At 74.2% G+C, this 13,024-nt stretch carries 12 protein-coding genes; 5 read left to right on the top strand and 7 right to left on the bottom strand.

Annotated elements, in window-relative coordinates; translation table 11 throughout:
- Positions 1-78 precede the first annotated feature (78 nt).
- Positions 79-1,155: a fatty acid desaturase family protein gene (locus ACZ51D_RS35995; RefSeq protein WP_465616402.1), complete on the bottom strand. Its 1,077-nt coding sequence runs from the start codon at positions 1,153-1,155 to the stop codon at positions 79-81.
- Positions 1,156-1,364: 209 nt separating this feature from the next.
- A complete protein-coding gene (locus ACZ51D_RS35990) occupies positions 1,365-2,111 on the bottom strand; it encodes a hypothetical protein (RefSeq protein WP_465664664.1) in 747 nt (248 codons plus the stop codon).
- Between the two features lie 352 nt (positions 2,112-2,463).
- On the opposite strand from ACZ51D_RS35990, the gene ACZ51D_RS35985 reads away from it, so the two are divergent.
- Entirely contained in the window at positions 2,464-4,965 is a 2,502-nt protein-coding gene (locus ACZ51D_RS35985; RefSeq protein ID WP_465664663.1) for a helicase-associated domain-containing protein, read from the top strand.
- Positions 4,966-4,981: 16 nt separating this feature from the next.
- Here ACZ51D_RS35985 and ACZ51D_RS35980 read toward each other — a convergent pair whose 3' ends face one another.
- Positions 4,982-5,233 (bottom strand): hypothetical protein, encoded by a 252-nt coding sequence (locus tag ACZ51D_RS35980; RefSeq protein WP_360494744.1) that lies wholly within the window; start codon positions 5,231-5,233, stop codon positions 4,982-4,984.
- Between the two features lie 110 nt (positions 5,234-5,343).
- On the opposite strand from ACZ51D_RS35980, the gene ACZ51D_RS35975 reads away from it, so the two are divergent.
- A complete protein-coding gene (locus tag ACZ51D_RS35975; protein ID WP_360494747.1) occupies positions 5,344-5,748 on the top strand; it encodes a hypothetical protein in 405 nt (134 codons plus the stop codon).
- A gap of 177 nt (positions 5,749-5,925) precedes the next feature.
- On the top strand, positions 5,926-7,563 hold the full coding sequence (locus ACZ51D_RS35970) for a DNA repair helicase XPB (RefSeq protein ID WP_465664662.1): 1,638 nt from the start codon (positions 5,926-5,928) through the stop codon (positions 7,561-7,563).
- A 12-nt stretch (positions 7,564-7,575) separates the two neighbouring features.
- Here ACZ51D_RS35970 and ACZ51D_RS35965 read toward each other — a convergent pair whose 3' ends face one another.
- A complete protein-coding gene (locus ACZ51D_RS35965) occupies positions 7,576-7,737 on the bottom strand; it encodes a hypothetical protein (protein ID WP_360494753.1) in 162 nt (53 codons plus the stop codon).
- 291 nt (positions 7,738-8,028) lie between these two features.
- Between ACZ51D_RS35965 and ACZ51D_RS35960 the strand changes: the two genes are divergently transcribed.
- On the top strand, positions 8,029-10,080 hold the full coding sequence (locus ACZ51D_RS35960; RefSeq protein ID WP_465616393.1) for a HelD family protein: 2,052 nt from the start codon (positions 8,029-8,031) through the stop codon (positions 10,078-10,080).
- Positions 10,081-10,123: 43 nt separating this feature from the next.
- Here the strand turns inward: ACZ51D_RS35960 and ACZ51D_RS35955 are convergent, their stop codons facing one another.
- From ACZ51D_RS35955 to ACZ51D_RS35945, 3 genes are all read right to left on the bottom strand, one after another.
- Positions 10,124-10,810 carry a copper homeostasis protein CutC gene (locus ACZ51D_RS35955; RefSeq protein ID WP_465664661.1) on the bottom strand — a complete coding sequence of 229 codons (687 nt, stop codon included), beginning with the start codon at positions 10,808-10,810 and terminating at the stop codon, positions 10,124-10,126.
- Positions 10,811-10,889: 79 nt separating this feature from the next.
- The gene (locus ACZ51D_RS35950; RefSeq protein ID WP_465664660.1) at positions 10,890-11,849 is read right to left on the bottom strand and encodes a hypothetical protein; all 960 of its coding nucleotides are present in this window, start codon (positions 11,847-11,849) and stop codon (positions 10,890-10,892) included.
- Positions 11,846-12,229 carry a PadR family transcriptional regulator gene (locus tag ACZ51D_RS35945; protein WP_465616387.1) on the bottom strand — a complete coding sequence of 128 codons (384 nt, stop codon included), beginning with the start codon at positions 12,227-12,229 and terminating at the stop codon, positions 11,846-11,848. The genes ACZ51D_RS35950 and ACZ51D_RS35945 overlap by 4 nt, the downstream gene beginning before the upstream one ends.
- Before the next feature lie 64 nt (positions 12,230-12,293).
- Here ACZ51D_RS35945 and ACZ51D_RS35940 point away from each other — a divergent pair, with 64 nt between their 5' ends.
- Complete coding sequence (locus ACZ51D_RS35940) at positions 12,294-12,926, top strand: HD domain-containing protein (protein ID WP_465616385.1); 633 nt, start codon at positions 12,294-12,296, stop codon at positions 12,924-12,926.
- The last annotated feature ends 98 nt before the right edge of the window (positions 12,927-13,024 follow it).

The following is a 13,024-nucleotide window of genomic DNA, read 5'->3' as shown; positions in this document are numbered from 1 at the left end:
CATGCCGGAGTGGGAAGTCGGCCCCACCGACTTCCCACTCCCCACCTCCACTCCCATTCCCACTCCCACTCCCCTGCCTCACTCGCCGGAGCGGATCGGCTCTCCCGTCCGGTGCAGGTGGGCGAAGATCTCGCGGTACGAACGGAGCAGGCCCACCTCGTAGTACGGGATGCCCTGCTCCGCGCAGAACTCCCGGGTGATCCGGGCGGCCCGGCCGAGCGCCGGAGTCGGCATGCTGGGGAACAGGTGGTGCTCCACCTGGTAGTTGAGGCCGCCCATCACCGAGTCGACGACCGCGCCGCCCCGCACATTGCGCGAGGTGAGCACCTGGCGGCGCAGGAAGTCCAGCTTCATCTCGGGTGTCACCATCAGCATGCCCTTGTGGTTCGGGGCGAAGACGCAGCCCAGGTACACCCCGAGCAGCGCCTGGTGCACGGCAAAGAAGGCGATCGCCTTGCCGGTCGGAAGCGCGGCGAAGATCAGGCCGAAGTAGGCCACGAAGTGCACGACCAGCAGCACGCCCTCCAGCAGCGGCCGCTTCATCGTGGGGCTGCGCAGCGCGCGGAAGCTGTTGAAGCTGAGGTTGAGGCCCTCCAGCAGGAGCAACGGGACGAACAGGTAGGCCTGTCGGCGGCCGATGAACCGGGCGAGGCCGCCGGCCTCCCGGGCCTGCCGCTTGGACCACACGACCAGGTCGGGGGAGACGTCCGGGTCCCGTTCCTCGTGGTTCGGGTTGGCGTGGTGGCGGGTGTGCTTGTTCATCCACCAGCCGTAGCTCATGCCCATCAGCAGGTTGGCGGCGATCCGGCCGCCGATCTCGCTCGGCAGGCGCCGGGTGAAGACCTGACGATGCGCCAGATCGTGAGACAGCAGGGCGACCTGGGCGAAGACGAGGGACATCGCCGCCGCCAGGCCGAGCTGCCACCAGGTGTCGCCCAGCGCGAACAGGGCGTACCAGCCGCCGACGAACGCGGCGAGCACCAGGGCGATCCGGGCGGCGTAGTAGCCGGGGCGCCGGTCGAGCAGGCCCTCGGCGGCGATCCGGCGGCTCAACTGGGCGAAGTCGCTGCCACCGCTGCCCGCCTGCGGGGTGGTGATGGTGGGGGCGGTGGTGGTGGCAGGGGCCTCGGTCATCGTCAAGGGCTGTGTGGGCATGCCCCGAGTCTGGTGCGGCCGGGCGGCCCGAAGAACGGGGAAAGCACCCTTCCCGTACGGGTGTTAACCCCCGTACGGGAAGGGGTGCCGGCCCTGCCGCGGCGGTGCTTCACCCCGCGCCCGACGGTCGGAACAGCTCGGCGGTTCCAGCTCATCCCGGTGCTCTCCGGCGTCAAGGCGCTCCCGCTGCGCGATCCCCCGCCCCCGCCTCAGCCCTGCTGCTGCGGCGGACGGCGGCGCATGCCGACCAGCAGCAGGACCACCGCGGAGATCACCGCCGACGCCCGCAGCACGTTCGGGGCCGACGACCAGCCGATCTGCCCCAGCGGGGAGCCCGACTGCAGCCCGCCGCCCTGGCCGCCGCCCTGCTTGGCGTGCTGCATGGCGTACAGGGTGGTCGCGCTCATCGTGATCAGCGGAATCCCGAGGATCGCGAACTTGCGCATCAGATCAGAGAGCTGGCGGGACAGGTAGCCGAGGCCCCAGCCCGCCAGCATCACCGGGAAGAAGCCGGTGACCGCGCCGCCGACCAGCAGGACGCTGGAGAGCAGGATCAGCGGGGACACCTTGCGGGCACCGGCATCCTTGCCCGCGCCCTTCCCCCCTGCGGGAGCCTTGGGCGCTCCGGCGGCGGGGGCCTGCCCAGCCGCCTTGCCCCTGGCCTTCCGCAGCTTCTTCGACTTCCGCAGCGTCTTCGGGTCCGCCCCGGGCTCCACCGGCTGCGCGGCGGACTCGGCCGGGTCCGCGGGCTCGCCCGGCGCACGCTGATCGGGGATCGGCTTCGGCGCGGGCTCCGGCCCGTCCGAGAAGTCGAACACCGTCATGGTCCACGGGCCGGTGCTGCTCACCGTCGGCGGCGGGATGGCGGACGCCCGCGCCTCGGCGTCCACCACGTCCGGCGGGTTCAGCGGGACGGACGGGATCCCGGCCGCGCTCGGCGCCGGCGGGTCGTACACGCTGTCAGGATCGTGAGCGGGCACGGCCGGCGGCACCGACGGCGCGGGCGGCACGGACCCGGCGCCCGACGCCCCCGACGCTCCGCCCCGCGCGGCCCGGTCCTCCGCACCCCCGACCGGACGCTCGCTCCACGGCCCGCTCTTGCGCCACCACTCGCCGTCCGTCATCACCGACACCCCGCCTCGCCCGGCTCGCCCATGGAGAGCGCGGCCGCCCACCGAACCGCCCTCGGCGTGACGCTACCCACCCCGCCCCCACCCACGCGAGTCCGACGGCCGGCGCGGGGCACCGGCCGGTCCGGGCGGTGTCCGGGACACCTCGCCGTCCGCCCGCCCGACTAACCTAGGTCGAATGACCACACAGCAGGGCCACCAACGCCGGGGCAGGTCCGCCGCCGGCCCGCGCACCCTCGCCGAGGAGCTGCGCGCCCGTCCCGACGACGCGCTCGCCGCCCTGCTCCGCTCCCGTCCCGACCTGCTGAACCCGGTCCCCGGCGACCTGACCCAGCTGTCCGCCCGGCTCTCCTCGCGCGCCTCCGCGCTGCGCGCCCTGGAGCGGCTGGACCGCTTCACCCTGCAGGCCGCCGAGGCTCTGGCCACCGCCCCGGACGGCACCTCCCTGGCCACCGTCCGCTCCCTGCTGACCGGCCCGGCCAAGGTCAAGCCGCACCCCGGCGCGACCCCGCTCACCCCGGCCGACCGGTCCGCCGTGGCCGCCGCCCTGCCCCGCGCGATCGCCACCCTGCGCGACCGGGCGCTGCTCTGGGGCCCGGACAACGGCCTGCGACTGGTCCTCGCCGTCCGCGAGGCACTCGCCCCGACGGCCGCCAATCCCGGCCGCACCGGCCTCGGCCCGACCCTCGCCGAAGCCACCGTCGGCATGTCCCCGGCCCGGCTGCAGCAGCTGCTCGCCTCGGCGGGCCGGCCCGCCACCCCGGACCCGGTCACCGCCGTCGCCGCGCTCACCGCGCTGCTCACCGACCGCGACGCCTGCACCGCGCTGCTCGACACCGCCCCCGAGCCCGCACTGCGGCTGCTGGAGCGGCTGGTCTGGGGGCCGCCCACCGGCACCGTCCCGGACGCCGTCCGCCCGGTCACCGCCGAGGACGCGCAGAGCCCCGTCGAGTGGCTGCTCGCCCGCGGCCTGCTGCTGCCCACCAGCCCCGGCAGCGTCGTGCTGCCCCGCGAACTCGCCCTGCACCTGCGCGGCGGCCGCACCCACCGCACCGTCGAACCGGTCCAGCCCGAGCCCGCGCCCGCCGCCGCCCCGCGCGATCCCCAGGTGGTGGACAGCGCCGCGGCCGGGCAGGCCCACACCGCCGTCAAGACGATCGAGGAGCTGCTGGACGGCTGGGGCCTCACCCCGCCGCTCACCCTGCGCGCCGGCGGCCTCGGCGTCCGCGACCTCAAGCGCGCCGCCCAGGCCCTGGAGGCCACCGAGCAGCAGACCGCGTTCTGGCTCGAACTCTCCTACGCCGCCGGCCTGCTGGCCCCCGACGGCGGGGTGGACGAACGCTGGGCCCCCACCCCTCGGTACGACGCCTGGCTGCAGCTGGACACCGCCGAGCGCTGGTCCGTCCTCGCCACCGCCTGGCTCGCCGCCACCCGCGTCCCGGCCCTCACCGGCACCCAGGACGGCAAGGGCAGGCCGCGCGCCGCCCTCGGCCCCGAACTCGACCGCACTCTCGCCCCGTCCGTCCGCCGCGCCGCCCTCGCGCTGCTCGCCGAACTCCCGCCCGGCACCGCGGCCACCGCCGAGGAGCTGCTCCCCGCCCTGCGCTGGCAGCGCCCGCTGCGCGGCGGCCCGACCGGCCCGGACGGCCGCGACCTGCGCGACGAACTCACCGCCTGGACCCTCGACGAGGCCGAACTCCTCGGCGTCACCGGCCGCGGCGCCCTCGCCGCCCCCGCCCGCGCCCTGCTCACCGCCGAGGCCGACCCGGCCGAGGTGCTCGCCCCGCTGCTCCCGAAGCCGCTGGACCACGTCATCCTCCAGCCGGACCTCACCGCGATCGCCCCCGGCCCGCTGCTCACCCCGCTCGCCCACGCCCTCGCCCTGTGCGCCGACGTCGAGTCCAAGGGCGGCGCCACCGTCTACCGCTTCACCCCGGCGTCCGTGCGCCGCGCCCTCGACGCCGGGCGCACCGCCGCCGACCTGCGCACCTTCCTGGAGCAGCACAGCCGTACGCCCGTCCCGCAGCCGCTCACGTACCTGATCGACGACGTCGCCCGCCGGCACGGCATCCTGCGGGTCGGCGCCGCCTCCTCCTACCTGCGCTGCGACGACCCGGCCCTGCTGAACGAGGTGCTCGCCGACCGCCGCTCCGCCGACCTGCGGCTGCGACTGCTCGCCTCCACCGTCCTGGCCTCCCAGGCCGCCCCGGACGTCCTGCTCGCGACGCTCCGCGCCATGGGCTACGCGCCGGCCGCCGAATCCGCCGAGGGCGACGTGCTGATCACCCGCCCGGATAGCCACCGCACCCCGCCCCGGACCGCGCCCGTCCCCGTCCCCGACGGCCCGCCCACCCCCGACGACGTCCTCCTCGCCGCCGCCATCAAGGCCATCCGGGCCGGCGACCGCGCGGCCACTGCCACCCGCCGCGAACCCACCGCCGACCCGCGCCGGCTCCCGCGCACGGCCGCCGCCGAGACCCTGGCCGCCCTCCAGACGGCCGTCCTCCTCGGCGAGCGGATGTGGATCGGCTACCTCAACGCCGAGGGCATCGCCAGCCAGCGCATCATCGACCCGGTCAAGGTCGAGGGCGGCTTCGTCACCGCCTTCGACCACCACGCCGACGAACTCCGCACCTTCGCCCTCCACCGCATCACCGGCGTCGCGGAGTTGGAGGAGTAGGGCGCCGGTCGGGCCGTCAGTGCCCCTGCGACTCCTTCATCTTCTCCTTGACCGCCTGGTCCGCCAGGCTGCCGATCTGCCCCTGCCCGACCGGCATCTCACCCCCGGTGACGGTGTCCGCGAGCAGGAAGCCCGGCGCCGCGAGCAGGCCGCCGGGCCCCTCGCCGATGCCCGCGAGAGCGTGGGCGGACCCGGCCGAGGAGGCGGTGGCGGCGAAGGCCGTGCCCATCAGGGCGAGGGCGGTGAGAACGCGCTTCGACTTCTTCATGACCAGCTCAACGAGCGAGTACGCACGGTGGTCACTCGGCCCGTTTGACGGCCCGCTCCCACCGGCGTAGTCCGGGAACAGGGGGGTTCTCGACAAAGGAGGCACCCACCATGCTCGGCGAACTCATCGGCGAGATCCAGGGCGAGGAGACCGGTCGACGGGTCCTCTCCGTCGGCGACGGGCACCCGATCGTCGAGGTGTCCATCCGGGGCACCGCCAGCTACTACGGCACGGCGGTCAACACCATCGGCACCTACGAGTCCGAACTGCGCGCCGACGGCTCCCTCTTCGGCGAGGGCCAGGGCGTCGACATGACCGCCGACGGCCAGGGCGTCAGCTGGCACGGCAGCGGCATCGGCCACTTCACCGAGGCCGGCAGCACCGAGTTCCGGGGCGCGATCTTCTTCTCCACCGTCGCACCACAACTCGAACGCCTCAACGCTGTCGTCGGCCTCTTCGAGTTCGACACCGACGCCGGCGGCAAGATCACCGGCCGGATCTACGAATGGAAGTGACCCCCGGGTGGAAGTGACCCCCGGGCCGTAGCTCCCGGAGGCACCCGTTCCACCTGCCCGTCCACAGAGCCGGTCCACGGAGCGGGTCCACAGAGCGGGTCCACGTCGGCGGCGGAATGCGCGACACTGGAGGGTCTGCGTCAATCCACCCTGTCAGCCAGTGGAGGGCTTCCCCGCGTGAACGACGGACCGCTCATCGTCCAGAGCGACAAAACTCTCCTCCTGGAGATCGACCACCCCAAGGCCGCCGACTGCCGTCGCGCCATCGCGCCGTTCGCCGAGTTGGAGCGGGCACCCGAGCACGTGCACACGTACCGGGTGACCCCGCTCGGGCTGTGGAACGCGCGGGCGGCCGGCCACGACGCCGAGCAGGTGGTGGACGCCCTGGTGACGTACTCGCGCTACCCGGTGCCGCACGCACTGCTGGTGGACGTGGCCGACACCATGGGCCGGTACGGCCGGCTCCAGCTGGTCAAGCACCCGACGCACGGGCTGGTGCTCAGCACCACCGACCGGCCGGTGCTGGAGGAGGTGCTGCGCTCCAAGAAGATCGCCCCGCTGGTCGGCGACCGGGTCGACCCGGACACCGTGGTGGTGCACCCCTCCGAGCGCGGGCAGATCAAGCAGGTGCTGCTCAAGCTCGGCTGGCCCGCCGAGGACTTCGCCGGGTACGTGGACGGCGAGGCGCACCCGATCGAACTCGACGAGGACGGCTGGCAGCTGCGCCCCTACCAGTCGCAGGCCGTCGAGGGCTTCTGGCACGGCGGCTCCGGCGTCGTCGTGCTGCCCTGCGGGGCCGGCAAGACGCTGGTCGGCGCGGCCGCGATGGCGCACGCCAAGTCGACCACGCTGATCCTGGTCACCAACACCGTGTCGGCCCGCCAGTGGAAGCACGAGCTGGTCAAGCGCACCTCGCTCACCGAGGACGAGATCGGCGAGTACAGCGGCACGCGCAAGGAGATCCGTCCGGTCACCATCGCCACCTACCAGGTGATGACCACCAAGCGGAAGGGCGTCTACGCGCACCTGGAGCTCTTCGACGCCCGCAACTGGGGCCTGGTGGTCTACGACGAGGTGCACCTGCTGCCCGCCCCGGTGTTCAAGTTCACGGCCAACCTGCAGGCCCGCCGCCGACTCGGCCTGACCGCGACGCTGGTGCGCGAGGACGGCCGCGAGGGCGACGTGTTCAGCCTGATCGGTCCCAAGCGCTTCGACGCGCCGTGGAAGGAGATCGAGGCGCAGGGCTACATCGCGCCCGCCGACTGCTGCGAGGTCAGGGTCACCCTGACCGACTCCGAGCGGCTCGCCTACGCGACCGCCGAACCGGAGGAGCGCTACCGCTTCTGCGCCACCACGGCGACCAAGCGGCGGGTGGTGGAGGCGCTGGTCAAGAAGCACGAGAAGGACCAGACGCTGATCATCGGCCAGTACATCGACCAGCTGGACGAGCTCGGTGAGACCCTGGACGCCCCGGTGATCAAGGGCGAGACCAGCAACGCCCAGCGCGAGAAGCTCTTCGACGCCTTCCGGAACAAGGAGATCGGCGTCCTGGTGGTCTCCAAGGTCGCGAACTTCTCGATCGACCTGCCCGAGGCGACGGTGGCCATCCAGGTCTCCGGGACCTTCGGCTCCCGCCAGGAGGAGGCCCAGCGCCTCGGCCGCGTGCTGCGTCCCAAGGCGGACGGCCATGCGGCCCACTTCTACTCGGTGGTCGCCCGGGACACCGTGGACCAGGACTTCGCCGCCCACCGGCAGCGCTTCCTCGCCGAGCAGGGCTACGCGTACCGGATCATGGACGCGGACGACGTGCTGTAACGGCGGGAACGCTCAGTAGCGGACACCGTCGCGCCCGAGGAAGATCACGCGCGCGGCGGTGTCCAGGGCGATGCCGACGTTGCGGACGGCGGTGCTCAGCGGGTTGCGGTGGCGGCCCTGGACGGCGGTCGCGCCGGCCGGGCCCGTACGGGGGGTGTGGGTTTCGGTGCTCATGTCTTCAACGGTAGGCACCCGGACGGCTGCGGGCATCACTCCAAAGGCCGTATCCGCCTCGGCGGCCCTCGTCCTCCGGGTGTACGGCGCCCCCTGAGACCTGCGGGGCTGGAACCCCGAGACGGACGGGTCTAAGATCGTCCGTCTGCCCCCTCCCGAACCGTGGTACCTGCTGAAGTCCCGCAGGCAGCCGGGGGAGGCGCCGACCGCACGGCAACCGGTCGGCTGTACCCCACCGTGAGCTCCATCGATCCGCTGCGCCCGCCACCGGGGCAGCCGGGAAGGTTCGCTGTGCCTGCCACCCCCACCACCGACCCCCTCCAGCGCGAACGCGAGCACCTGGCCGCGTCCCGGTCCGCGCTGCGAGCGATGCGCGAGGACGTCGAGTCGCTCGACCTGCGCGACGTGACCGGCACCTGGGTGTCCGCCGCCGTCCTCCACAACCAGATCGAGGCCCGGATCGCCGCCCTGGCCGACCTCTCCCACACCCCGCTCTTCTTCGGCCGCCTCGACTACCTGCACGCGATCAGCGAGGAACTGAGCGAGGGCGGGGGAGGGGAGAACTTCTACATCGGCCGCCGCCACGTCCACGACGCCGACGGCGACCCGATGGTGATCGACTGGCGCGCGCCGGTCTCCCAGCCGTTCTACCGGGCCAGCCGCACCGAGCCGCTGGACGTCGAGCGCCGCCGCCGCTTCGGCTACACCGGCGGCGAGCTCACCGCCTACGAGGACGAGCACCTCACCGACCCCACGGAGACGGAGGGCACCTCCGCCCTGCTCGCCGCCGAGATCGAGAAGCCCCGCGTCGGGCCGATGCGCGACATCGTGGCCACCATCCAGCCCGAGCAGGACGAGATCGTCCGCTCCGACGTGACGGGCACCATCTGCGTCCAGGGGGCGCCGGGCACCGGGAAGACCGCCGTCGGCCTGCACCGCGTCGCGTTCCTGCTGTACGCGCACCGCGAGCGCCTGGCCCGTACCGGCACCCTGGTGATCGGGCCGAACAACGCCTTCCTCTCCTACATCGAGCAGGTGCTCCCGGCCCTCGGCGAGCTGGACGTCGCCCAGGCCACCGTGCAGCAGCTGGTCGGGCACGTCGAGGTCCGGGGCGAGGACAGCCCGGAGTCGGCCCGGCTGAAGGGCGACGCCCGGATGGCCGAGGTGCTGCGCCGGGCGGTGCGGGCCGGCATCAGGCTGCCCACCGAGCCCTGCGTGGTGGTCCGCGGCTCCCGCCGCTGGCGCGTCCCGGTGTACGAACTCGTCGAGATCATCGAGGAGTTGAAGGGCCGCGAGGTGCGCTACGGCGCCGCCAGGGACGCCCTGCCGCAGCGCATCGCGCACGCCGTGCTGCTGAAGATGGAGCAGGGCGGCGAGGCCCCCGACGACCGGGTGCAGGACGCGGTGGCCCGCAACAGCGCCGTCAAGGCGGTGGCCAAGGAGTGCTGGCCGGCCGTCGACCCGGCGAAGCTGGTGCTGCGGCTGCTCTCCGACCCGGAGTTCCTGGCCGAGTGCGCCGAAGGCGTGCTGACGCCCGAGGAGCAGCAGGCGGTGCTGTGGCCCAAGCCAGGCCGCTCGGTGAAGACCGCCCGCTGGACGCCGGCCGACGCCGTCCTGGTGGACGAGACGACGGACCTGGTGCAGCGCACGCCCTCGCTCGGCCACGTGGTGCTGGACGAGGCGCAGGACCTCTCCCCGATGCAGTACCGCGCGGTCGGCCGCCGCTGCACCACCGGCTCGGCGACCGTCCTCGGCGACCTCGCCCAGGGCACCACCCCGTGGGCGACGGCGAGCTGGCCGGACGCGCTGCGCCACCTGGGCAAGCCGGACGCGCACATCGAGGAGCTGACCAAGGGCTTCCGGGTGCCGGAGGAGGTCATCGCGTACGCCTCCCGGCTGCTCCCGGCGATCGCCCCTGGCCTGGCCCCGGCCACCTCGGTCCGTGACACCGCCGGCTCGCTGACGATCCGCCAGGTCACCGAGGGGGAAGGGGTCGAGGCGGTGGTCGCCGCCTGCCGGGAGGCGCTGGAGCACGAGGGCTCGACCGGCCTGATCGCCGCCGACGCCCGGATCCCGCTGTTCGCCGAGGCGCTGACCGCGGCCGGGCTGCCGTACCTCTCCCCCGGCACCGAGACCAGCGCCGAGGCCCGGCTGACCCTCGTCCCGGCCTCGCTGGCCAAGGGTCTGGAGTACGACTACGTGGTGCTGGACGAGCCGGCCGCGGTGATCGCCGGCGAGCCGGACGAGCGGACCGGCCTGCGGCGGCTGTACGTGGCGCTGACCCGCGCCGTCTCCGGCCTGACCGTGCTGCACGGCGAGCCGCTGCCCGAGCAGCTGCGGTAGCGCGCAAGAGGGCCGGCCCGCGGGGCGGCCCTCTCGCGTGCACTCAGGCGTCGATCAGCGCCCGCCACTCGGCGACCTTGGCCGCGTCCACCGGCGTCCGCCAGCCGTCGGCCCGCACCGCGCCGCCGACGTGGAAGGCGTCGAAGCCCTCCGCCCGCAGCCCCTTCAGGTGCTCGGCCCGCAGGCCGCCGCCGACCAGGATCCGCTGCCGGTAGCCGGGCTCGCCGGCGCGGGCCAGCTCGGCCGAGAGCGCCTCGCGGCCGGCGTCCACCCCGGCGGCCGCGCCGGAGGTGAGGAAGGTGTCCAGCCCGGGCAGCGCGCCGACGGCGGCGCGCAGGGCGGCGCGGTCGGCGCTGTGGTCGATCGCCCGGTGGAAGGTCCAGCGGCAGCCGGCCACCGCCTGGGCGACGGTCGCGGTGGCGTCCGGGTCGACCGCGCCGTCGGCGTCGAGGAAGCCGAAGACGAACTCCTCGGCGCCCTCGGCCCGCAGCGCGGCGGCCCGGGCGCACAGCTCGTCCAGGTCGCCGGGGGCGAAGCCGTCCCGGATCCGGAGCATGACGCGCAGCGGGATGCCGACGGCGGCCCGGATCCGGGCGAAGTCCTCGACGGACGGGGTGAGTCCGTCGGCGGCCATGTCGGTGACCAGTTCGAGCCGGTCGGCGCCGCCCGACTCGGCGGCCTGGGCGTCCTGGGGCGTCAGCGCGATGACTTCGAAAATTGGTCTAGACATATCAGACAGCCTGCCACACCCGCCCGCCCCCGACGAGACCGCGCCCCCGGTTCCGGTCACGCCGGGCCGGGGGCGCCCGTCACACCCGTCCCGGCAGCATCCCGTCGGCTCCCCGCCGGCCGAAACGGTGGCCCGCCACCGCCACCAACACCAGCAGGGCCACCACCGGCACCGCCACCGGCAGCAGGTGCGACATCCCGCCGGACCCCCGCCAGATGTTGAACAGGCTGCCGGGCCCGGTCAGCACCAGCACCGCCAGCCCCACCGCCGCCGGCCCCATCCGCCCGCGCAACCCGGCGAAGGTCAGCAGCACCGGGGCGATCAGCATCACCACGAACCACTGACGGTCCAGCGGGAAGGTCGTGTCGTCCCAGTTCTGGACCGCCTCCAGCAGCCCGCCCGCGGCCATCGAGGCCAGCACCAGAGCGGCGGTCCGCAGGTTCGGCCGGGGCAGCAGGTCGGTCGGCGCGGCGACCAGCAGCAGCGCGGCCACCACGAACGGCAGCGAGGCCATCCCGACGTAGCCGACCCACCAGGCGTCGAGACCGGACGTCCGCCAGGCGGCGTCGCCCAGGTCGTACAGCCCGACGGCGCCCAGGAGCAGCGCGGTGACCCGAACGGCCGTCCAGCGCCCCAGCAGGGCCGCCACCCCGAGCAGCAGCGCGGCCACCGGCGGGCCGAAGGCCCGGACGTGGTTGCCGAACGAGTCGTCCCAGGCCAGCCACCTGGTGGTCCGTTCCAGGGTGGCCAACCAGGGCACCATGGTGGCCCCGACCACCGCACCGGCGATCATCGGCGCCACCAGCGCGAGCAACCGGCCGGCCGCCGAACCGCCGGTCAGCCCGAGCCGTACCCGCAGCCCGTACGCCGCCAGGCCGAGTACCTCCCGGGCGACCGCCGTGCGACCGCCCTCGGCCGCTGTGTCGGCGAACACCTCGGCCAGTTCCTCACCGCGGTCACGGCGGTACTGCGCCGGGTAGAGCTGCAGCGCGGCCCGCAGCGCCGCCGAGGGCGCGGGACCGATCACCGGCATGGTCATGAGAGTCCTCCCCCCGCGGCGGGCCGCCCCTGCGGCCCGGCCTTCCCCGGCAGCATCGACCGGATCTTCGTCAGCCGGCGTTCAGCCTCGGTGGCGACCGCACGCAGGCGCCCGGCCTCGGCGGCGAGGGCACCCCGGCCGGCGTCGGTCAGCGCGTAGCTGCGCCGGGCGCGGCCGTCCACCACCTCCTCGGCGGCGACCTCGATGAGGCCCTGGCCCAGCAGCCGGTCGAGTGCGCCGTAGAGCGTGCCGGTGCGCATCTTGACCCGGCCGTCCGAGATCGCGGCGATCTCCTGGATGAGCGCGTAGCCGTGCCTCGGGGCGTCGGCCAGCGCGGTGAGCAGAAGCAGCGTCGGCTCCTGCATGGAGCGTTCTGTCATACGTCTACATATATCGTCAACCGGCACATCCCGTCCACCGGAACGGCCCGACACAATGTGCCCCATGCCGACCGAGGACCTGCTCACCGCCTGGACCGCCCTGCTGCACCGCTGCGGCACCACCGACGACCCCGAACCGTACGGCCGGGAACTGCTGCGCCGCTGGTCGGACCCGCGCCGCCGCTACCACTCCACCGAACACCTGCGCGCGGTCCTGCACCACGTCGACGAGCTCGCCGGGCACGCCGCCGACCCCGACGCCGTCCGGCTCGCCGCCTGGTTCCACGACGCCGTCTACCGGCCCGACCGCACCGAGAACGAGGAGCGCAGCGCCGCCCTCGCCGTCCGCGCGCTGACCGCCGCCGGCCTGCCCGCCGCGCGCGTCACCGAGGTCGAACGTCTGGTCCTGCTCACCATCGGCCACGACCCGGCCCCCGGCGACCGCGACGGCGAGGTGCTCTGCGACGCGGACCTCGCCGTCCTCGGCGGCACCCCCGAGGCCTACGCCGCCTACGCGGCCGCCGTTCGGGAGGAGTACGCCTTCGTCCCCGAGCCGGACTTCCGCACCGGCCGGGCCGCCGTCCTGCGCCGGCTCCTGGCGCTCCCGGCCCTCTACCGCACCCCCGCCGCCCGCGGGCGCCTCGGCACCGCCGCCCGCAGCAACCTCACCGCAGAACTCCGGCAGCTGGAGGGCTAGGCCCAATGCCGGTGACTTTGTCTTGCTGTTCTCGTTGGTTGTGGTGTGGCGAGGGTGGGGCAGGTCAAGTCACCTGCGAGTGAGCGGGTATCGGACCG

This window comes from Kitasatospora sp. NPDC033851 (assembly GCF_055576085.1).
The sequence above is the reverse complement of the archived record's forward strand: the minus strand, read 5'-3'. Positions and strand labels throughout refer to the sequence as shown.

What these genes read in the sequence shown, in the direction of transcription:
- ACZ51D_RS35985 (WP_465664663.1), top strand. Translation starts at nt 2,464, where the DNA reads ATGACCACACAGCAGGGCCACCAACGCCGGGGCAGGTCCGCCGCCGGC.
- ACZ51D_RS35995 (WP_465616402.1), bottom strand. Translation starts at nt 1,155, where the DNA reads ATGCCCACACAGCCCTTGACGATGACCGAGGCCCCTGCCACCACCACC.
- ACZ51D_RS35945 (WP_465616387.1), bottom strand. Translation starts at nt 12,229, where the DNA reads ATGACAGAACGCTCCATGCAGGAGCCGACGCTGCTTCTGCTCACCGCG.
- ACZ51D_RS35940 (WP_465616385.1), top strand. Translation starts at nt 12,294, where the DNA reads ATGCCGACCGAGGACCTGCTCACCGCCTGGACCGCCCTGCTGCACCGC.
- ACZ51D_RS35955 (WP_465664661.1), bottom strand. Translation starts at nt 10,810, where the DNA reads ATGTCTAGACCAATTTTCGAAGTCATCGCGCTGACGCCCCAGGACGCC.
- ACZ51D_RS35950 (WP_465664660.1), bottom strand. Translation starts at nt 11,849, where the DNA reads ATGACCATGCCGGTGATCGGTCCCGCGCCCTCGGCGGCGCTGCGGGCC.
- ACZ51D_RS35965 (WP_360494753.1), bottom strand. Translation starts at nt 7,737, where the DNA reads ATGAGCACCGAAACCCACACCCCCCGTACGGGCCCGGCCGGCGCGACC.
- ACZ51D_RS35975 (WP_360494747.1), top strand. Translation starts at nt 5,344, where the DNA reads ATGCTCGGCGAACTCATCGGCGAGATCCAGGGCGAGGAGACCGGTCGA.
- ACZ51D_RS35980 (WP_360494744.1), bottom strand. Translation starts at nt 5,233, where the DNA reads ATGAAGAAGTCGAAGCGCGTTCTCACCGCCCTCGCCCTGATGGGCACG.